Here is an 18,699-nt window from a genome sequence, read left to right on the forward strand (position 1 = left end):
CCCCCCCCCCCCCCCCCCCCCCCCCCCCCCCCCCCCCCCCCCCCCCCCCCCCCCCCCCCCCCCCCCCCCCCCCCCCCCCCCCCCACGGCGCCTTCCGGGTTGTCGGCGACCAGCGCTCGTGCCGAGGAGCGCATCGGTGGACGAGGGTCCGCGCCACGGCTCAGCCGACGCGCACGGACCCGTCGCCTCCTCGGCCACCCGGGCCGGTGAAGATCCACGCCAGTTCACGACCGCCGGCGAACCCGCTGATCACCAGGGGGACCGCGACCAGCAGGAAGGTGGTGTTCTCCGTCCTGGTCCAGCCGCGGTAGCCGTGCAGACCGCGCCGGCGGCGGAGGGCCGTGGGCAGCAGGTGGGCCGCGGCGAAGAGCAGCACCGCGGCGGCGACGAACGCCGGGTGCTGCCGGCCGGGAGGGCGCACGTGGTGCGCGGCAGGGTGGGGCGGCTGACGGCGAGGTGGGCGCGACGGACCTCGTCGGCCTGCGCCTGAGCGGTGTCGTGGTCCACGGATCGGGACCGCCACCCACGTGCCGATCAGGCAAGTGGATGATCGATGGCTCCGCGCTCGGTGCTGTCCCCGGGCGGCGGCACGGTGCGCGCCGGGCGCACCGTGCGACTGCTGCGCACCGCCACCGGGCGTCCCGCTACTCCCCCGTCACGTGCAACTGCCGCGCAGCCTCGGCCAGCGAACCCGTCAGCGACGGGTACACCGTGAACGCGTGCGCGACGTCGTCGACGTTGAGGCGCTTCTCCACCGCCAGCGTCACCGGGAAGATGAGCTCGCTGGCCCGGGGGGCGACCACGACGCCACCGATGACGGTGCCGGAGCCACTGCGGCAGAACAGCTTCACGAACCCGTCGTGGATGCCGAGCATCTTGGCGCGCGCGTTCGTGGCCAGCGGCAGCTTGACGATCTCGCCCTGCGCCTCGCCGGAGTCGATCTGCTTCTGCGTCCAGCCCACGGTGGCGATCTCCGGGGAGGTGAACACGTTGGCGGACACCGAGCGCAGCTTCAGCGGGGCGACGGTGTCGCCCAGGGCGTGCCACATCGCGATGCGGCCCTGCATGGCCGCCACCGACGCCAGCGGGAACACGCCGGTGCAGTCGCCGGCGGCGTACACGCCGCGCGCGGAGGTCCGCGAGACCTTGTCGACGTCGACGTGCCCGGACTCGGAGGTCCACACCCCCGCCTCCTCCAGCCCGATGCCGGCGGTGTTGGGGATCGCGCCGACCGCGACCAGGCAGTGCGAGCCCTCCAGGGTGCGCCCGTCGGACAGGGTCACGGTCACGGTGTCGCCGTGGCGCTCCACCTTCTGCGCGCGCGAGCGGGACACGACGTCCATGCCCCGGCGCCGGAACACCTCCTCCAGCACCTCGGCGGCGTCGGCGTCCTCGCCGGGCAGCACGCGGTCGCGGCTGGAGACGAGGGTGACGTGGGCGCCGAGGGCGTCGTAGGCGCTGGCGAACTCGGCGCCGGTGACGCCGGAGCCGACGACGATGAGGTGCTCGGGCAGCTCCTCGATGTCGTAGACCTGCTTCCAGGTGAGGATGCGCTCGCCGTCGGGCTGCGCGTCCGGCAGCGTGCGGGGGCTGGAGCCGGTGCTGACGAGCACGACGTCGGCCTCGACGCGCTCGCCCGCGTCGGGGCCGTCGGTCACCAGCAGGGCGTTCGGGCCGTCCAGGCGCCCGTCGCCGGCGAGGATCCGCACCCCCTCCTTCTCCAGGCGGGCGCGCACGTCCGCCGACTGCGACAGGGCCAGCGACTTCACGCGCTGGTGCACGCGGGCCAGGTCCACGCTGACGGCCCCCGCGGGCTCGGTGTCCCCCGTGGGGCCGCCGGGGAAGCGGACGCCGAGCTCGGTGGCACCGCCCACCGTGGTCATGGTCTCGGCGGTGGCGATGAGGGTCTTGGAGGGCACCACGTCGGTCAGCACCGTGGACCCGCCCAGGCCCTGGCGCTCGACGACGGTGACGTCGGCGCCCAGCTGGGCGGCCACCAGTGCCGCTTCGTAGCCGCCGGGACCGCCGCCGAGGACGGCGACGCGCTGGCGCTGGGCGATGGGGGACGCGCTCTGGGGACTCACGGGACCATGCTCCCCCACGGCCCCGACACCGGTCACCCCGAGCGCACGCCGTGCGACCGCACCGGCGCGCGGCGTCCTACAGTTCACCCTCGTGCCCGCTCACGTGCCCGCCTACGCCGCGTACGCCAGCAACCTCGACCCGGAGGCGATGGCGCGCAAAGCACCGCACTCGCCGCTGCGGTCGACGGGCTGGCTGCTGGACTGGCGGCTGACGTTCGGCGGGGAGGCCCGCAGCTGGCGCGGGCCGGTCGCCACGGTCGTGGAGGCCCCCGGCGACCAGGTGTACGTGGCGCTGTACGACATCGCCGAGGCCGACGCCGAGCTCCTGGACGAGCTGGAGGGCGCGGCCCTGGGCGTGTTCCGCAAGGTCAAGGTGCGGGTGAAGACCCTCGACGGCGACGTGGTGGCCTGGACGTACGTGCTGGACGACTACGAGGGCGGGCTGCCCACCGCCAGCTACCTCGGCGGCCTGGCCGACGCCGCCGAGGCCGGCGGCGCCCCCCACGACTACGTGCTGGCGCTGCGCGCGCGCCCCTGCCGCTCCGACGACGCCTGAAGCGCGGCCCCGCCCTTCTCGACGGGCCGGGTCGGCCGGTCCCCCCTAGCGTGGCCGCACCATGGTCCTGCTGCTGCTCCTGCACGCGGCGGGTGCCCTGCTCGCCGTACCGGTGGTGCGACGCTGGGGCACCCGCGGCGTCCTGCTGACCGCGCTGGCCCCGCTGGCCGCCGTGGTGTGGCTGGCGCGGGTGTGGGCGGTGGACGGCACCTCGGCGGTGCGCACCGCGGAACTGCCGTGGGTGCCGGGTCTGGACCTGTCGGTGGCGCTGCGCCTGGACGCGCTGGCGGGGCTGCTGGTGCTCGTCGTGGCCGGGGTCGGCGCGCTCGTGCTCGCCTACAGCGCGGGGTACTTCGCCGGCGAGGAGGAGGCCGGCGACCGGGTGCGCACCGTGCCGGCGCTGCTGGGTTTCGCCGGGGCGATGCTCGGCCTGGTCCTGGCCGACGACCTGGTGCTGCTGTACGTGTTCTGGGAGGTCACCACCGTCCTGAGCTGGTGGCTCGTCGGAGCGGGCGGGCGCCGCGGCGAAGCGCGGCGCGCGGCCGTGCACGCGCTGCTGGTGACGACGGCCGGCGGCCTGGCCCTGCTGGTGGGCGTGCTGCTGCTGGCGGCCGAGGCGGGCACCACCCGGATCTCGGAACTGCTGGCCGCCCCGCCGGAACCGACGGCCGCGGTGTCGGTGGCCGCGGTGCTGCTGCTCGCGGGGGCGGTGACGAAGTCGGCGCTGCTGCCGGTGAGCGCCTGGCTGCCGGGGGCGATGGTGGCCCCCACGCCGGTCAGCGCGTACCTGCACGCCGCGGCGATGGTGAAGGCCGGGGTGTACCTGGTGGCCCGCTTCTCCCCCGTGTTCGAGCAGGTCCCGCTGTGGCGCACCGCGACCGTCGTGGTCGGCGGCGCAACGATGCTGGTGGGCGCCTGGCGGTCGCTGCGCCAGCACGACCTCAAGCTGCTGCTGGCCCACGGCACCATCAGCGAACTGGGGTTCATGGTGGTGCTGCTGGGCGCCGGCGGGCGCACGGCGGCGCTGGCCGGCGCCGGGCTGCTGCTGGCGCACGCGATGTTCAAGTCCGCGCTGTTCATGGTCGCCGGGGCGATCGACCACGCGGCGGGCACCCGCGACGTGCGGGAGCTGTCCGGGCTGCACCGCAGCGCCCGCCCGCTGTTCCTCGTCTCGATCGCGGCGGCCGCGTCGATGGCGGGGGTGCCGCCGACGCTGGGGTTCATCGCCCACGAGGCCGGTTTCGAGGCGTTCGCCGCGCACGGCGGCACCACCGAGCGGGTCGTGCTGGTGGTGCTGGTGGTCGGGTCCGTCCTCACCGCCGCCTACAGCACCCGGTTCGTGCTCGGCGCCTTCGGCGACCGGGCCGGCGCCGAACCCACCCGGCTGCACGGGCCGGGTGCGGCGATGGTGCTGCCGGCGGCCGCGGGGGCCCTGGGCGGCCTGGTCCTCGGGCTGGTGCCGGGCCCGGTGGACGCGCTGGTCTCGGCGGTGGTGGCGGACCGCCCCGCCGAGGGTCCCGAGCCGTACCACCTGACCCTCTGGCACGGCCTCACCCCCGCGCTGGCGGCCTCGGCCGTCGCGCTGGGCGGCGGCGCGCTGCTGGTCGCGGCCCGCGGGCGGGTGCTGCGCGCCCAGGAACGGCTGGCGGTGCGCCCGCTGCGGGAGCTGACGGCCGGGCGCGTGCAGGACGAGGCGCTGCGGGCCCTGGACGCCGTCGCGGCGAGGACCACGCGCGCCCACCAGCGCGGCTCCCTGCCGCAGTACGTGCTGGTCGTGGCGGCGACCCTGGTCGTCGGCCCGGGCACGGGCCTGGTGCTGGCGGTGGCCGCGGGCGCCTGGCCGGGCGAGTGGCGGGCGTGGGACGCACCGGCGCAACCGCTGCTGGCGGCGCTGTGCGTGGCGGGCGCGGTCGCGGCCGCGGCGGTGCGCAGCAGACGTTCGGCGTTCCTCGTCGTGGGGGTGTCCGGGTACGCGCTGGCCGGGTTGTTCGTCGTGGCGGGGGCCCCGGACCTGGCGCTGACGCAGACGCTGGTGGAGACGGTGACGCTGGCGGTGGCGCTGCTCGTGCTGCGCCGCCTGCCGCCGCGGTTCGAGCCGGACCCCGGGCGCACCGCGCGCGGCCCCTCGCGCGCGGTGCGGGTGGCCGCCGCCGCGGGCGCGGGGGTCGTCGCCGCCCTGCTGTCGGCGGTGGCGCTCGGTGCGCGCAGCGCCGAGCCCGTCGCGGACCTGGTGGCCCGCCTGGCGGTGGAGGAGGGCGGCGGGGAGAACGTGGTGAACGTGATCCTCGTGGACGTGCGCGCCTGGGACACCTTCGGGGAGATCACCGTGCTGACGGCGGCGGCGACGGGCGTGGCGAGCATGGTGTTCCTGCGGCACCGCACCGGGCGCGCCCCCGGGCTGCGCGAGGCCGACGCGGCCGGCAGCGCGGCGCTCGCCTCCAGCTGGCACGAGGAGCGGGACCTGCACCCGGGACCGGACAGCGCCCCGCAGCGGCCGTGGCTGACGGCGGCGGGCACGCTGCCCGCGGGGCGGCGCTCCGCGGTCGTCGAGGCAGCCGTCCGGCTGGTGTTCGGCGTGGTGATGGTGCTGTCCGTGCACCTGCTGCTGGTGGGCCACGACCGCCCCGGCGGCGGGTTCGCCGCCGGCCTGGTCGCGGGCCTGGCCCTGTTCCTGCGCTACGCGGCCGGCGGTCGCTACGAGCTCGGGGAGGCCGCGCGCGTGGACGCGGGCGTGCTGCTGGGCCTGGGCCTGCTCATCGCCGGAGTCGCCGGCCTGGCCCCCCTGGCGCTGGGCGCCGGGGCGTTCGAGAGCGCCGTGCTGGACCTGCACCTGCCGGTGCTGGGCGACGTGCACCTGGTGACGTCGCTGGGCTTCGACGTCGGGGTGTACCTCGTCGTGGTCGCCACCGTGCTGGACGTCCTGCGCAGCCTGGGCGCCGGCGTGGACGAGCAGCACGAGCGCGACGCCGGGCCCGGCGACGTGGACCCCGACGACGTCCCGGAGGGGGTGTCCGCGTGAGCCCGACGGTGGTCCTCACCGTCGCCGTGGCCGGGCTGGTCGCGGTCGGCGTCTACCTGCTGACCTCCCGGCACCTGAGCCGGGTGGTGCTGGGGGTCGTGGTCACCAGCAACGGCGTCAACCTGCTGATCGTGTCCGCCGCCGGCCCGGCGGGCCCCGCCCCCGTGCTCGGCGTCGGCGGGGAGGTCACCGAGGCGACCCTGACGTCGGCGGCCGACCCGCTGCCGCAGGCGTTCGTGCTCACCGCCATCGTCATCACCTTCGCGGTGACGGCGTTCGGGCTGGCCCTGGCGTACCGCCTGAGCCGCCTGGACGGCGACGACGTGGTGCGCGACGCCGGCCCGCACCGGCGTGAGCGCGGCGAGGACGAGGGCGCGACCGAGGGTGGGGGGGAACCGTGAGGGTCCTGGTGCCGCTGCCGGTGCTGCTGTGCCTGCTCGGGTGCGCCGTCACCTTCGTGCTGGGCCGCCGCCCCCGTGCGCAGCGGGCGGTGACCCTGACCGTGCTGACCGGCGTCGTGGCCACCTCGGCGGCGCTGCTCGCGCTCGCCGTCACCGAGGGCCCGCAGCACGTGACGGTGGGCGGCTGGACCGCCGGGGTGGGCATCGGCCTGGTCGCGGACCGGCTCTCGGCGCTGGTGCTGTTGACGTCCTCGGTGGTGACCCTGCTCGTGATGGTGTTCTCCATCGGCCAGGGGCGCACCGGGGACGAGCGCTCGACCCCGGTGTCCATCTACCACCCCACCTACCTGGCGCTGACCGCCGGCGTCTGCATCGCGTTCCTGGCCGCCGACCTGTTCAACCTCTACGTGGGTTTCGAGGTGCTGCTGACCGCCAGCTACGTGCTGCTCGCCCTGGGCGGGACGGGCACGAGGATCCGCGCGAGCGCCACCTACGTCGTCGTCTCGCTGGTGTCGTCGCTGGTGTTCCTCACCGGGGTGGGCCTGGTGTACGCGGCCACCGGCACGGTCGCGATGGCGGACCTGGCCGGGCGGATCGCCGCGCTGCCGCCGGCGGTGGCGACCGCGCTGCAACTGGTGCTGCTGGTCGCGTTCGGCATCAAGGCGGCCGCGTTCCCGCTGTCGGGGTGGCTGCCGGACAGCTACCCGGCGGCCGCCGCGCCCGTGGCGGCGGTGTTCGCCGGCCTGCTGACGAAGGTGGGCGTGTACGCGATCGTGCGCACGCACGACCTGCTGTTCGGGCCGGGCACGCTGCGGGTGCTGCTGCTGGCGGTGGCGCTGGCGACGCTCCTGGTGGGGATCTGCGGCGCCGTCGTGCAGCACGACCTGCGCCGGATGATGTCGTTCACCCTGGTCAGCCACATCGGCTACATGCTCTTCGGGATCGGGCTGGGCAGCGCCGCCGGCGTGGCGGCGGCGGTCTTCTACGCCGTGCACCACATCCTCGTGCAGACGGCGCTGTTCCTCGTCGTGGGGCTGGTGGAGCACCGGACGGGCACCACGTCGCTGCGGCGGCTGGGCGGGCTGGCGGCGCTCGCGCCGGGCACGGCGGTCCTGTTCCTGCTGCCGGCGCTGAACCTGGCGGGCATCCCGCCGTTCTCGGGGTTCCTGGGCAAGCTGGCGCTGCTGCGCGCCGGGGTCGCCGACGGCCGCTGGGACGCGTGGGTGCTGGTGGTGGCCTCGGTCGTCACCAGCCTGCTGACGCTGTACGCGATCGCACGGGCCTGGTCCGCGGTCTTCTGGAACGGCCGGCTGGGGTTCGCCGACGGCACCGAGCAGGACGTCGAGCAGGACGTCGAGGACGCCCGGCCGCACGCGGGCGAGCGCGGGGGCGAACCGGTCGGCGAGGGGCGCCCGCGCCGCACCACGGTGGCCGCGGCGACGGGCGCGGTGGTGGTCGTGACCGCCCTGTCGCTGGTCGGCGGCCCGCTGCTGAGCATCGCCGAGGGCGCCGCCACCGACACGATCGACGCGCAGCGCTACCTGCGCGTCGTGGGCGGCGTGGACGACGCCGGGGGTGAGCCGTGAGGTGGTCGCGCTGGGCGGTGGGGGCCGCGATGCTCGTGGTCTGGCTGGCCCTGTGGGGTTCGGTGACCGCGCTGAACCTCACCGGCGGGGTGCTCGTGGTGCTGGTGCTGGCGCGGGTCTTCCCGCTGCCGGCGGTGCGGGCGGAGCGGCGCCCCTCACCGGTGGGGCTGCTGCTGCTCGCCGGGCACGTCGCCGCCGACCTGGCGCGCTCGAGCGTCCAGATCGCGTGGCTGTCGGTGCGGCCGGGTCCGGCGCCGGCCGGCGCGATCGTCGCCGTCCGGCTGCGCGACGGTTCCGACGCGGTGGTGGTGACCACGGCGCAGCTGCTGACGCTGGTGCCCGGGACGCTCACGGTGGACATCGACGTCCCCGGCGCCACCCTGTACGTGCACGTGCCCGTGACGGGGTCCCCCGACGACCTGGCCGGGGACGTGCGGGACCAGGTCCTGCAGCTGGAGGAGCGGGTGCGGCGGGCCCTACCGCCGGCGCGGGCCGGCTCGCGGGAGGGGAGGACGCCGTGACGGGGGTGTTCACGTGGACCGCCCTGGCGCTGCTGGGGCTGGCCGCCGTGCTCGTGGCCGTCCGGCTGGTGCGCGGGCCGACCACGCTGGACCGCGCCGCAGCGGTCGACGTGTTCGTGGCGATCCTGCTGTGCGGGGTGGCCGTCGTCGCCGCCGACCGCGGGTCCACCGCCTACCTGCCGGTCCTGCTGGTGCTGTCCCTGATGGGCTTCGCCGGGTCCGTCGCCGTGGCGCGCTTCGTCGGGCGGGACGACCGGTGAGCGTGGCGGGGGTCCTGGACGTGGTCTCGGGCGTGCTGGTGGTCCTCGGCGCGCTGTTCGCCGTCAGCGCCGGGGTGGGGCTGGTGCGCTTCGGGGACCTGTGGCTGCGCATGCACGCCGGCACCAAGCCGCAGGTCCTGGGGCTGCTGCTGGTGCTGCTGGGCGTCGGGCTGCAGTTCGCCGACAGCGCGCCGGCCGTCGTGACGCTGCTGCTCGTGGCGGCCGCCCAGGTGCTGACCGCGCCCGTGTCGGGGCACGTGCTGGCGCGCGCGGGCTACCGCTCGGGGTCGGTGCCGCGCGAGGGGCTGGTCCTGGACGACCTGGCCGCGCGGGTGGACGGGGACGGGGACGGGGACGGGGACGCGCGGGGCGACGACGCGCCCGAGCGCCGGCACGGCCGCGACGACGACCTAGGCTGAACGTCGTGACGAAAGCCGCTCCCCCCGCCCGCCACTCCACCGGCCACCCCGACGACCCCTTCGACCTCGCCGCCCGCTCCGCCGCGCGCGTGGCGGAGCTGACGGGGGTGCCCCACCACGACGTGGCGCTGTGCCTGGGCTCGGGGTGGGCGGCGGCGGCGGACCGGCTGGGTGAGGTCGTCGCGGAGGTGCCGGGCACCGAGGTGCCGGGGTTCACCCCGCCGGCGGTGGTGGGGCACGCGGGCACGATCCGCTCGATCCGGGTGCCGCGCGAGGACGACGAACCGCTGGCGGCGCTGGTGCTGCCGCGCACCCACTTCTACGAGGGCCGCGGGGTGCGGGCCGTCGCCCACGGCGTGCGCACCGCCGCCGCGGCGGGTTGCCGCACGGTGGTCCTGACCAACGGCTGCGGCGGCCTGGACCCGTCGGTGGGTCCCGGTTCGCCGGTGCTCATCGCCGACCACCTGAACCTCACCGGCGCCACCCCGCTGGAGGGGGCGACGTTCGTGGACATGACGGACCTGTACTCCTCGCGGCTGCGCGCCCTCGCCCGCACGGTGGACCCGACCCTGCCGCAGGGCGTGTACGCGCAGTTCCACGGCCCCCAGTACGAGACGCCCGCCGAGGTGCGCATGGCGGGGGTGCTGGGCGCGACGCTGGTGGGCATGTCCACCGCGCTGGAGGCGATCGCGGCCCGGCACGCCGGCCTGGAGGTGCTGGGGTTCTCCCTGGTGACGAACCTCGCGGCCGGGGTGTCGGACCAGCCGCTGTCGCACCAGGAGGTGCTGGAGGCCGGGCGCGAGGCGGCGCCGCGCTGCGCCGCGCTGCTGGCCGGGGTCGTGCCGCTGCTCTGAGGGCGGGTGCGGGGCTGCGCCGCGCGTCGGCGCAGCCCCGCCGTGGAACCCCGGCGAGGCCGGGGGTTCCGCCCGGCGGTCTCAGGAACGGGTGACGCGGCCGGTGGCGCGGTCCCACGTCAAGGTGCCGCCCTGGAACTCCTGGCGAACACCGCCCTTCACGGCGTACTCACCCGTGCGGGGGTATCCCAGGGAGCCGTTCTCCCAGCCCTGCGCGGCGTAGGTGCCGCCGAACGCGCCGTGGACCTCGTGGGCACCCAGCTCCGGCGTCCAGTACACGAGCCCGCGGGCGAACCGCTGCACCCGGCCGCCGTCGCGGATCGCGAACTCCTCGCCGGTGGGGTACCCCACGGCGGAGTTCTCCCAGCCGAGGGCGGACCAGGTGCCGAGGATGGCACCGCGCACGACCTGGGCGCCGGTGGTCGACGTCCAGTACACCGACCCGCCGTCGAAGTGGGCGTAGCGCCCGGTGCGGTCGGGGGTGGTGAGCTCGGAGGTGGTGGGCAGGCCGAGGACGCTGCCGGGACCGCCGATCCCCTGGTAGCGGGACAGGATCGCGCCCTGCAGGCGGTGGGTGGCGCCGCGGTTCGTGAAGGTGCCGGTCGCCGGGGCGGAGACCGTGGTGGTGGCCGGCCGGGTGCCCTTGACGGTGTTCACGACGTAGTAGATCTCGGTCTGCGCGTTCGGCACGCGCGCGGGGCCGACGGCGATGCCGACGCCCATCCCCGTGAAGTCGCCCAGCATGATGGCGTGGTGCGAGGGGGAACCGATCCACCCGTTCACGGCCCAGTTCCCGTCGGTGCGGTTCTGGTAGCTCAGGTGGATGATCTCCCCCTTGCCCGAGTACCCGGCGAGCTGGCCGGAGAAGTCCGGGTTGTGCCGGTAGGAACCGCTGGCGGCCTGGGCCTCGGCCCAGCGCTGGGAGACGGCCGACACGTCGCCGAACTCGGTCAGCGGGCCGAGCCCGTGCGCGGCGCGCTCGGCGTTGATGCCGTCGACGACCTGGCGCTTCTGGGTGCCCAGGTCGGTGTCGGGCGCGGCGAGAGCGGAGTTCAGGGTCACGCTCGCGGCGGCGGCGGGGACGGCGGCGGGCGCGGCGACCGCCGTACCCGCGGCGGTTCCCGCCAGCGCCCCCGCGGCCAGCAAGCAGCTCAGCGCACGGCGCAGCCCGCGCCCGGCCCCCGTGTGGTCCCGTCCCACGATCCCGCACCTCCACCGCACCGGCCCCGCCCGGTGCGGGGTGCTCTGAAGACGGGTTCGGACGCCGTGCCGGGGTCCTTGAGGGTGGGCGGTACCACCGGTGCGTGCGGTGAGCGTGCGGGTTCACCCGTACGGGCGAACGCCGGTGGAGCCGGCGGGAGGGCGCCGGGCGGTGCCGGACCGCTGGCCTACCGTGGTCACCACCCCGGGCCGGTGGCGCCGGCCCCGTCGAGCAGAGAGGTCGTCCCTGGTGATCCGCAGCCTGCCGGTGGCGGTGGACGTCACGCCGGTGTCGCCGGTGCGCCGCACCCCGCGGCGCTGAGGAGCCCGTCGTGGACCTGACCGTCCAGCAGTTGCGCTGCTTCCTGGCCGTGGCCGAGGAGCTGCACTTCACGCGCGCCGCGCAGCGCCTGCACGTCGCCCCGCCCTCGCTGAGCCAGCAGGTCGCGGGCCTGGAGCAGCGGTTGCAGACCCGGCTGTTCCACCGCACCTCCCGGCACGTGGAGCTGACCGCGGCCGGGGCCGAGCTGCTGCCGCTGGCCCGGCGGGCGGTGGGGTCCGTGGACGAGGTCCAGGCGTGGGCGCAGCGGCGCCGGGAGACGGGTGAGCGGGTCGTGGTCGGCCTGGTGGCCGGTGGGCCGCTGTGCTCGGCGGTCCTGGCGGCGGCGGCGCGCGAGCTGCCGGACGTGCGCTGGGAGCTGCGCCGGCTGGGTTTCGCCGAGTCCCTGCGGGCGCTGCGCTCGGAACGGGTGGACGTCGCGCTGGTGCCGGCGGTGGACCTGCCCGCGGCGCAGGACCTGCGGGCCGTGCCGCTGTGGGGCGAGGGCCGCGTGCTGGTGGTGCCCGCCGGTCACCGGCTGGCCGGGTGGCGCAGCGTCGGGATCGAGGAGACCACCGGCGAGCGGTTCGTGGGGGTCGCCGACGACGACGCCACGCTCGACGCGTGGTTCGTCAGCCCCCGCCCGGACGGGCGCCGCCCGCGCGTGGACCCGGCGGCCGCGACGCTGGAGGAGGTGCTGGACCTGTGCGCGGCGGGCATGGCCGTCAACATCGCCGGGGCCACCCTGGCCCGTTCCCACGCGCGCTCGGACCTGCGGTTCGTGCCGATCCGGGACGTCCCGGCGGTGACGGTGGGGCTGGTGCACCGGGCCGGCGACCCCCGCCGGGCGCTGGGGACCCTGGAGCGGGTGGCGCTGGCCGTCGCCCGCGAGCAGGCCGGGCGCTTCGGCGCCGGCCCCCCACCGTGAGGTTCCACCTCATGGTCGTTGCGAACCGCGTCCTGGTGCTCGCGCGCACCGTCGCGCAGGATGCTGCGCGTGAGCGACGAAGCCCCCACCCGCAGCGGCCTGGTGTTCGCCGAGCGGGACGGCAGCCCCCTGCTGATGGACCTCGTGCTCCCCGCGGGCGCCGGCGGTCCGTCGGGGCCCCCGCCGGTCGTGGTGTGGCTGCACGGCGGCGGCTGGTTCACCGGCGACCGCCACCTCGCCCCGGACCTGACGCGGTTCTTCGCCGCCCGCGGCATCGCGATGGCGAGCATCGAGTACCGCCTCAGCGGCCAGGCCCTCTTCCCCGCGCAGCTGCACGACGTGCGCGCCGCCGTCCGCCACCTGCGCCGCGAGGCTTCCGCGCTGGGCGTGGACGGCACCCGGATCGGCCTGTGGGGTTCCTCCGCGGGCGGCCACCTGGCCGCGCTGGCCGGCGTCACCGGCCACGTGCGGGTCCTGCCCGGTGAACGGGTCGGGGACGACGAGCCCGGTGCCGACGTCCAGGCCGTCGCCGAGGGCTACGGGCCCGTGGACCTGGAGCGGGTGGTGGCCGACTCCTCCGGTTCGGCGCCGCCGGCGATGAGCGGGGCGAACGCGCCCGAGGCGCGGCTGCTGGGCGGCCCGCCCGCCGAGCGGCCCGAGGCGGCGCGGGCGGCCTCGCCCCTGACGCACGTCACCGCCGCCGCACCGCCGTTCCAGATCGCGCACGGCACCGCCGACGTGCTGGTGCGGTGCGACCAGAGCGTCCTGCTGCACGAGGCCCTCGTCGCCGCCGGGGTGGAGAGCACCCTGCACCTGCTCGACGGGTACCGGCACGGGTTCCTCAACCCCGCCGGGGCCGTGGAGGTGCCCGGGCCGCGCGTGTTCGACGACGGCCGGCTGGAGCGGGAGGGCGGTGCGCCCTCCACCGTGCGGGAGTTCCTGCCGGGGCGGGGCGAGCGCAGCGGCCCGGCGACGTTCTCGTTCGACGAGGTGGGCGACTTCCTCGCCCGCCACCTGCTGGGAGAGGAGACCGCGTGAGCGTCGACCTGGAGACCGTGCACGGGCTGGCACCGGTGCGCAACGCGCTGCCGGGCGAGCCGGTGCCGTACTACGTCGCCCACGGCGAGGGGCACCGCTACGAGCTGGACGGCCAGCTGTGGACGGTGTTCGCCCGGGCCGCCGACACGGGCGGGCTGTTCGACGCCGCCTGGGTCGACGGGCCCCGCGGGGCGTCCACCGCCCACCACGTCCACCGCGACCAGCAGCGTTCCTTCGTGCTGGTCCGCGGCAGCGCGCAGGTCCAGCTGGGCGGCGCCAGCCGGGTGCTGGTGCCCGGCGACTCGTTCAACGTCCCCGCGGGCACGCCGCTGGCCTGGCGGTTCCTGGCCCACGGCACGCGGCTGCTGACGTGGGCCGCGCCCGGCGGGGCGCTCGCCCTCGTCGAGGCGCTGGGCACACCGGTGGACGTGCACGCCCACCGCGACCGCCCGTCGGGGCCGCCCTCGCCGCAGCGCCGCCGGGAGGCCGGCGCACCGCTGGGAGTGACCTTCCCGTCCCTGGAGGAGGTGCGCACCGACGACCGGTGGGACGCCGACCTGCCCGCCGGTGTCGAGCCGTACTTCCTGCGCGGCGGGGAGGGCGACCGGCTGCGCACCCCCGACGCCCTCTACACGTACCTGTCGCGGGGCCGGAACACCGACCACCGCTACTTCGCGATCCACACCGTCGGCGCACCGGGCCGCTACTTCGGCCGGCACTTCCACCGCGAGCACACCGAGAACTTCCTGTGCCTGTCCGGGCGGGTGTGGTTGTGGGTCAACGGCACCGAGGTGCTGCTCACCCCCGGCGACTTCGTGCACGCCCCCGCGGGGACGATCCACACGTTCGCGTTCGACGCGCACCGCACGGAGATGCTGGGGATCCTCACCCCGGACGTGTTCGAGCCCTTCTTCAGCGTGCTGGGCTCACCCACCCAGGACCGCTCCTACCCGGAACCGGGGACGATGAGCAGCGAGAGCACCGACCTCGTCGGTCCCCCGCCGGTGGCGGTCCTGCAGAAGCTGCAGGACGAGCTGGACCTGGTGCTCGTCGGGCCGCCGCCGGAGCGCACCGCCGGGCTGGGCATCTGACACGACGACGGCCCCCGTCCCCGCACCACGGGGACGGGGGCCGTCGCGCGCCGGGGTGTCAGCGCGCCGCGGCCCGCCGGTACTGCCGGGTCGCCAGCGGGACGAACACCGCGAGGATCAGCACGATCCACAGCAGCGTGTACAGCTCGGAGTTCTGCAGCGACCAGGTGCCCAGCTCGGTGCCCGGGGGCACGTTGCCGAAGCGCTCGCGCGCGGCCTGCACGAGGGTGGACACCGGGTTCCACTCCGCGATCGTCCGCAGCGGGCCGGGGAAGGTCTCCAGCGGCACGAAGGCGTTGGTCACGAACGTGAGCGGGAAGACCGTCAGGAACACGAGGTTGTTGAACGCCTCCGGGGTGCGGATGAGCAGGCCCAGCAGGCCCATCACCCACGACAGCGAGTACGCGAACAGCAGCAGCAGCGCGAACCCGACGACCGCGTCGAGGAACGACGTGCGGATCCGCCAGCCGATGACCAGCCCCGTCAGCGACATGATGACGGTGACGATGACGTTGAGGACGACGTCCGAGGCCGTGCGCCCCACCAGCACCGCGGACTGCGCCATCGGCAGCGATCGGAACCGCTCGATGATGCCCTTCTGCATGTCGTCGGCGATCCCGGCGCCGGTGATGGTGGCGCCGAAGATGACCGTCTGCGCGAAGATCCCCGGCACCAGGAACTCGCGGTAGTTGGCCCCGTTCACCCCGATGGCGCCGCCGAAGACGTACCCGAAGAGCAGGATGAACATGATGGGCGAGATGAGGGTGCCGACCAGCAGGTCGGGAATCCTCGTGATCTTCAGCATGTTCCGCTTGGCGATCACCGAACTGTCGGCGAGCACCGTCCCGACCGCGCTCACGGCCGCACCCCCTCCCCCACCGGCCGCGCCGGCTCGTCGTCGCCGGCGACCTCGTCGGCCGGCTTGCCCGTCAGCGTGAGGAAGACGTCGTCCATCGTGGGGCGGCGCAGCCCCGCGTCCAGCGGCACGACGCCCACCTCGCCGAGGCGCTGCAGCACCTGCACCAGCACCTGGGTGCCCGAGGTCACCGGTGCGGTGATCCGGCGCGCTCGGCGCTCCACCTGCAGCTCGCCGACGGCCACCTCGTGCAGCACCGCGACGGCGGCGTCCACGTCGCCGTCGGCGGCCACGACGACCTCCACGCGCTGCCCGCCGACCTGGGTCTTCAGCTCGTCGGCGGTGCCGCGCGCGATGACGCGGCCGTGGTCGATGACGACGATGTCGTCGGCGAGGCGCTCGGCCTCCTCCAGGTACTGCGTGGTCAGCAGCAGCGTGGTGCCGCCGCCGACCATCCGCGTCAGCAGCTCCCACATGTCGTTGCGGCTGCGCGGGTCGAGGCCCGTGGTCGGCTCGTCCAGGACCAGCACCGGCGGCTCGGCCACCAGGGCGCCCGCGAGGTCCAGGCGGCGGCGCATGCCGCCGGAGTACGTCTTGGCGACCCGCTTGGCCGCGTCCGTCAGGTCGAACTGCTCCAGCAGCTCCCACGCCCGCTCGCGGGAACGCCGCCGGCCCAGGTGGTACAGCCGTCCCACCATGTCGAGGTTCTCGAACCCGGTGAGGTTCTCGTCCACCGCCGCGTACTGGCCGGACAGCCCGATGCGGCGGCGCACCTCCCGCGGGTCGGCCGCGACGTCCACGCCGGCGACCGTCGCGGTCCCCTCGTCGGGGACCAGCAGGGTCGTGAGCATCCGCACCGTCGTCGTCTTGCCCGCGCCGTTGGGGCCCAGCAGGGCCAGGACGGTGCCCGCCGGCACCGTCAGATCGACGCCCGCCACCGCGGTGACGTCGCCGTACCTCTTCACCAGTCCCCGTGCTTCGACCGCCGGGGACACCGCCCGCGCGGTGGCCGTGCTCGTCGTTGCCATGACCGGAACCCTAGGGAAGACCTCCGACACCACGCCGCTCCTTTTGTCGTCGACCAGCCGTCGAGGAGGTGACCGGCGTCCGGCGCCGGACTCATCGCCCCGACGCCGAGCGCCGCAGCCGCGACGGCGCTAGCGTCGGGGCATGACGAGCCCCGCAGCCCGAGCGTTCGACGCCCTGTGCGACGTGTACCAGCGCCGGATCTCCCCCAGGAAGGGCTACGCGTGCGCCCACCGCGTCGCCCACGGCGGCGACTCCTGCTCCGGGGCCGTGCGCAGCATCGTGCGCAGCCGCGGGCTGCTGGGCGGCGCCGTGCCCAGCGCCGTGCGGTTCCTGGCCTGCTACCAGGCCGCGTCGCTGCTCATGGCCGGCGGTGGGCGCGGGGTGTGCTGCTGCGGGCCGATCCCCATCCCCTTCCGCTTCTGAGCGAGCCGGGCGGCCCGCTCCGGCGCAGCGACGGACGGGGTCAGCGCGCCGGCGCGGCCGCCACCAGCTCGCGGAACCTGCGCACCGCCGCGCCCGGTGCCGGCCGCAGGGGTGCGCGCGGCGCCCCCGCCGGCACGCCCAGCGCAGCCGCGAGGGCGTGCAGACCCGCGATCGGGCGCAGCCGCGCCAGCTCCTCGACGACGGGCCGCAGGAACCCCGTCCACCGCTCGGCCTCGGGCCCGTCCCCGGCCACCACGGCCGCGCGCAGGCGCGCGTACGCGCCGGGCAGCAGCGCCGCGACGCCGGAGTGCCAGGCGTCCGCAGCGCTGCCGGCCCCCACCAGCAGCACGTCCCGGCTCAACCCCACGGCGCACGGCAGCCCCGCGTCCCGGTAGCCCGCCAGGCGCTCGCGCCACTGCTCCGGGCCGGCGGCGGTGTCCTTCACGGCGGCCAGCGCACCGGCACCCGCCAGTTCCCGCAGCACCGGCAGCGTCACGTCGTAGCGGGTGGTGGTCGGGTTGTTGTAGAAGCACACCGGGACCCCTGCAGCGGCGGACACCGCCGCGACGTGCGGCACGACCTCCTCGTCGGTGAGGGGCACGTACCCCACCGGTGAGACGAGCACCCCCTCGGCGCCGGCGTCCACGGCGTCGCGGGCGGCGGACACCGCGTCCCGGGTCGCCAGGGCGCTGACCGCCGCGTGCAGCGGGACGCCCGAGCCCCGCAGCGCCCGTGCGGCGTGCCGCACGACGGTGCGCCTCTCGTCCGCGTCGAGGTACACCCCCGAGCCGGAGCTGCCGAGCACCGCGACGGCGTCGGCGCCGCCGGCGGCCGCGCGGGTCACCAGCTCGCGCAGCGCCGCGGTGTCCACCGCCCCGGAGGCGTCGAAGGGGGTGGGCGGGTAGGCGACCAGGCCGGTGAACGGACGGGGTGCCCCGCCCTGCGGGTCCTGCTGCGGGTTCTGCTGCACACCGGGACCCTGCCACAGCGGCGCACCGGAACCCCCTGTCCGGGGCGGCGCGACCGGCGTACGCTCCCCCTCGGTGTGCCGGGAAGCCTGGTCGGCGGTCAGATCCGCGACGACCCGGAAGGACCCGGCGATGGACGCTCCCGCAGTGCGCGCCACCCGCCTCACCAAGCGCTACGGCCGCACCACGGCCCTGGACGACCTGGACCTCGACGTGCCGGCCGGTGAGGTGTTCGGCTTCCTCGGCCCGAACGGTGCGGGGAAGTCCACCACGATCCGCCTGCTGCTGGGTTTCGCCCGGCCCACCGCCGGGCGCGCGGAGGTGTTCGGCGTCGACGCGGCCGACGTCGCCCGCGCGCACCGACTGCTGGCGCACGTGCCCGCCGACGTGGCGCTGTGGCCGCGGCTGACGGGTGCGGAGGTCCTGCACCTGCTGGCCGCCACCGGACCCGGCACCGACACCGCGCGCCGCGACGAGCTCGTCGAGCGGTTCGGCCTGGACCCCTCGAAACCCGCGCGCACGTACTCCAGCGGGAACCGGCAGAAGGTCGCCCTGGTGGCCGCCTTCGCGAGCCGGGCACCGCTGCTGGTGCTGGACGAACCCACCAGCGGCCTGGACCCGCTGGTGGAGCGCGAGTTCCGCCGCGCCGTCGTCCAGGCGCGCGAGCAGGGGCGCACGGTGTTCCTGTGCTCCCACCAGCTCGCCGAGGTCGAGGCGGTGTGCGACCGCGTCGGCATCCTGCGCGCCGGCCGGCTCGTGCAGGTCGCGGGAGTGCCGGAACTGCGCCACCTGCACCGCAGCGAGGTGACCGTCACGTTCACGGGGGAACGGCCGCTGCTGGAGGCGGTGCCCGGCGTGGAGGGGGTGGAGAGCACCGGCGAGGGGCGGCTGCGGTTCTCGCTCACCGGCTCGCCCGGCCCGGTGCTGGGCGAGCTCGCCGCGGCGGGGGTCACCGCGCTCAGCGTGCGCGAACCCCGCCTGGAGGAGGTCTTCCTGGACCACTACGGGGACGGAGCGGTGCGGTGAGCGCGCGCACCCCCCCCGCACCCGCGCGGGGGGGGCGCGGCCCCCCCCGCCCCCCCCCCCCGCCCCGCGCCCCCCCCGCCCGCGGGCGCCCCGGGGTCGGGGCGCGGGCGCCCCGCCCGGG

Annotated in this window: 19 protein-coding genes; 13 read left to right on the forward strand and 6 right to left on the reverse strand. The window is 76.2% G+C overall.

Annotated elements, in window-relative coordinates; all coding sequences use genetic code 11:
* Positions 1-160 precede the first annotated feature (160 nt).
* Positions 161-421: a hypothetical protein gene (locus ACRYM0_RS15945; protein WP_432506737.1), complete on the reverse strand. Its 261-nt coding sequence runs from the start codon at positions 419-421 to the stop codon at positions 161-163.
* 223 nt (positions 422-644) lie between these two features.
* On the reverse strand, positions 645-2,084 hold the full coding sequence (locus ACRYM0_RS15950; protein WP_432506739.1) for an NAD(P)H-quinone dehydrogenase: 1,440 nt from the start codon (positions 2,082-2,084) through the stop codon (positions 645-647).
* A 103-nt stretch (positions 2,085-2,187) separates the two neighbouring features.
* Between ACRYM0_RS15950 and ACRYM0_RS15955 the strand changes: the two genes are divergently transcribed.
* The 8 genes from ACRYM0_RS15955 to ACRYM0_RS15990 all read left to right on the forward strand — a co-directional run bounded on the left by ACRYM0_RS15955 (position 2,188) and on the right by ACRYM0_RS15990 (position 9,700).
* Positions 2,188-2,640, forward strand: a complete 453-nt coding sequence (locus tag ACRYM0_RS15955) for a gamma-glutamylcyclotransferase (RefSeq protein ID WP_432494089.1) — start codon at positions 2,188-2,190, stop codon at positions 2,638-2,640.
* 61 nt (positions 2,641-2,701) lie between these two features.
* Positions 2,702-5,659 carry a Na+/H+ antiporter subunit A gene (locus tag ACRYM0_RS15960; RefSeq protein ID WP_432506741.1) on the forward strand — a complete coding sequence of 986 codons (2,958 nt, stop codon included), beginning with the start codon at positions 2,702-2,704 and terminating at the stop codon, positions 5,657-5,659.
* Positions 5,656-6,060 (forward strand): NADH-quinone oxidoreductase subunit K, encoded by a 405-nt coding sequence (locus ACRYM0_RS15965; RefSeq protein WP_432506743.1) that lies wholly within the window; start codon positions 5,656-5,658, stop codon positions 6,058-6,060. Before ACRYM0_RS15960 ends, ACRYM0_RS15965 begins: the two co-directional genes overlap by 4 nt.
* Entirely contained in the window at positions 6,057-7,646 is a 1,590-nt protein-coding gene (locus ACRYM0_RS15970; protein ID WP_432506745.1) for a Na+/H+ antiporter subunit D, read from the forward strand. Before ACRYM0_RS15965 ends, ACRYM0_RS15970 begins: the two co-directional genes overlap by 4 nt.
* Complete coding sequence (locus ACRYM0_RS15975; RefSeq protein ID WP_432506747.1) at positions 7,643-8,167, forward strand: Na+/H+ antiporter subunit E; 525 nt, start codon at positions 7,643-7,645, stop codon at positions 8,165-8,167. Before ACRYM0_RS15970 ends, ACRYM0_RS15975 begins: the two co-directional genes overlap by 4 nt.
* Positions 8,164-8,427 carry a monovalent cation/H+ antiporter complex subunit F gene (locus ACRYM0_RS15980; protein WP_432506748.1) on the forward strand — a complete coding sequence of 88 codons (264 nt, stop codon included), beginning with the start codon at positions 8,164-8,166 and terminating at the stop codon, positions 8,425-8,427. Before ACRYM0_RS15975 ends, ACRYM0_RS15980 begins: the two co-directional genes overlap by 4 nt.
* Positions 8,424-8,846, forward strand: coding sequence for a monovalent cation/H(+) antiporter subunit G (gene mnhG, locus ACRYM0_RS15985; protein WP_432506750.1), 423 nt, complete (start codon positions 8,424-8,426; stop codon positions 8,844-8,846). The genes ACRYM0_RS15980 and mnhG overlap by 4 nt, the downstream gene beginning before the upstream one ends.
* Positions 8,843-9,700: a purine-nucleoside phosphorylase gene (locus tag ACRYM0_RS15990; protein WP_432506767.1), complete on the forward strand. Its 858-nt coding sequence runs from the start codon at positions 8,843-8,845 to the stop codon at positions 9,698-9,700. Before mnhG ends, ACRYM0_RS15990 begins: the two co-directional genes overlap by 4 nt.
* Positions 9,701-9,781: 81 nt before the next feature.
* Here ACRYM0_RS15990 and ACRYM0_RS15995 read toward each other — a convergent pair whose 3' ends face one another.
* Complete coding sequence (locus ACRYM0_RS15995; protein ID WP_432506752.1) at positions 9,782-10,900, reverse strand: CAP domain-containing protein; 1,119 nt, start codon at positions 10,898-10,900, stop codon at positions 9,782-9,784.
* Positions 10,901-11,232: 332 nt separating this feature from the next.
* Between ACRYM0_RS15995 and ACRYM0_RS16000 the strand changes: the two genes are divergently transcribed.
* The 3 genes from ACRYM0_RS16000 to ACRYM0_RS16010 all read left to right on the forward strand — a co-directional run bounded on the left by ACRYM0_RS16000 (position 11,233) and on the right by ACRYM0_RS16010 (position 14,276).
* A complete protein-coding gene (locus ACRYM0_RS16000) occupies positions 11,233-12,147 on the forward strand; it encodes a LysR family transcriptional regulator (RefSeq protein ID WP_432506753.1) in 915 nt (304 codons plus the stop codon).
* Positions 12,148-12,216: 69 nt separating this feature from the next.
* The gene (locus ACRYM0_RS16005) at positions 12,217-13,185 is read left to right on the forward strand and encodes an alpha/beta hydrolase fold domain-containing protein (protein ID WP_432506755.1); all 969 of its coding nucleotides are present in this window, start codon (positions 12,217-12,219) and stop codon (positions 13,183-13,185) included.
* Entirely contained in the window at positions 13,182-14,276 is a 1,095-nt protein-coding gene (locus ACRYM0_RS16010) for a quercetin 2,3-dioxygenase (protein WP_432506757.1), read from the forward strand. The genes ACRYM0_RS16005 and ACRYM0_RS16010 overlap by 4 nt, the downstream gene beginning before the upstream one ends.
* A gap of 58 nt (positions 14,277-14,334) precedes the next feature.
* Here ACRYM0_RS16010 and ACRYM0_RS16015 read toward each other — a convergent pair whose 3' ends face one another.
* Together ACRYM0_RS16015 and ACRYM0_RS16020 are read right to left on the reverse strand one after the other, a co-directional pair.
* Complete coding sequence (locus ACRYM0_RS16015; RefSeq protein WP_432494058.1) at positions 14,335-15,135, reverse strand: ABC transporter permease; 801 nt, start codon at positions 15,133-15,135, stop codon at positions 14,335-14,337.
* Positions 15,132-16,160, reverse strand: a complete 1,029-nt coding sequence (locus tag ACRYM0_RS16020) for an ATP-binding cassette domain-containing protein (protein ID WP_432506760.1) — start codon at positions 16,158-16,160, stop codon at positions 15,132-15,134. The genes ACRYM0_RS16015 and ACRYM0_RS16020 overlap by 4 nt, the downstream gene beginning before the upstream one ends.
* Positions 16,161-16,302: 142 nt before the next feature.
* On the opposite strand from ACRYM0_RS16020, the gene yidD reads away from it, so the two are divergent.
* Positions 16,303-16,584: a membrane protein insertion efficiency factor YidD gene (gene yidD, locus ACRYM0_RS16025; protein ID WP_242125804.1), complete on the forward strand. Its 282-nt coding sequence runs from the start codon at positions 16,303-16,305 to the stop codon at positions 16,582-16,584.
* 40 nt (positions 16,585-16,624) lie between these two features.
* Here the strand turns inward: yidD and ACRYM0_RS16030 are convergent, their stop codons facing one another.
* Entirely contained in the window at positions 16,625-17,554 is a 930-nt protein-coding gene (locus tag ACRYM0_RS16030) for a dihydrodipicolinate synthase family protein (protein WP_432506762.1), read from the reverse strand.
* Between the two features lie 130 nt (positions 17,555-17,684).
* On the opposite strand from ACRYM0_RS16030, the gene ACRYM0_RS16035 reads away from it, so the two are divergent.
* On the forward strand, positions 17,685-18,578 hold the full coding sequence (locus tag ACRYM0_RS16035; RefSeq protein ID WP_432506765.1) for an ABC transporter ATP-binding protein: 894 nt from the start codon (positions 17,685-17,687) through the stop codon (positions 18,576-18,578).
* Positions 18,579-18,699 lie beyond the last annotated feature (121 nt).

The sequence above is a fragment of the Kineococcus arenarius subsp. arenarius genome, assembly GCF_050871845.1.
Lineage (GTDB): Bacteria > Actinomycetota > Actinomycetes > Actinomycetales > Kineococcaceae > Kineococcus.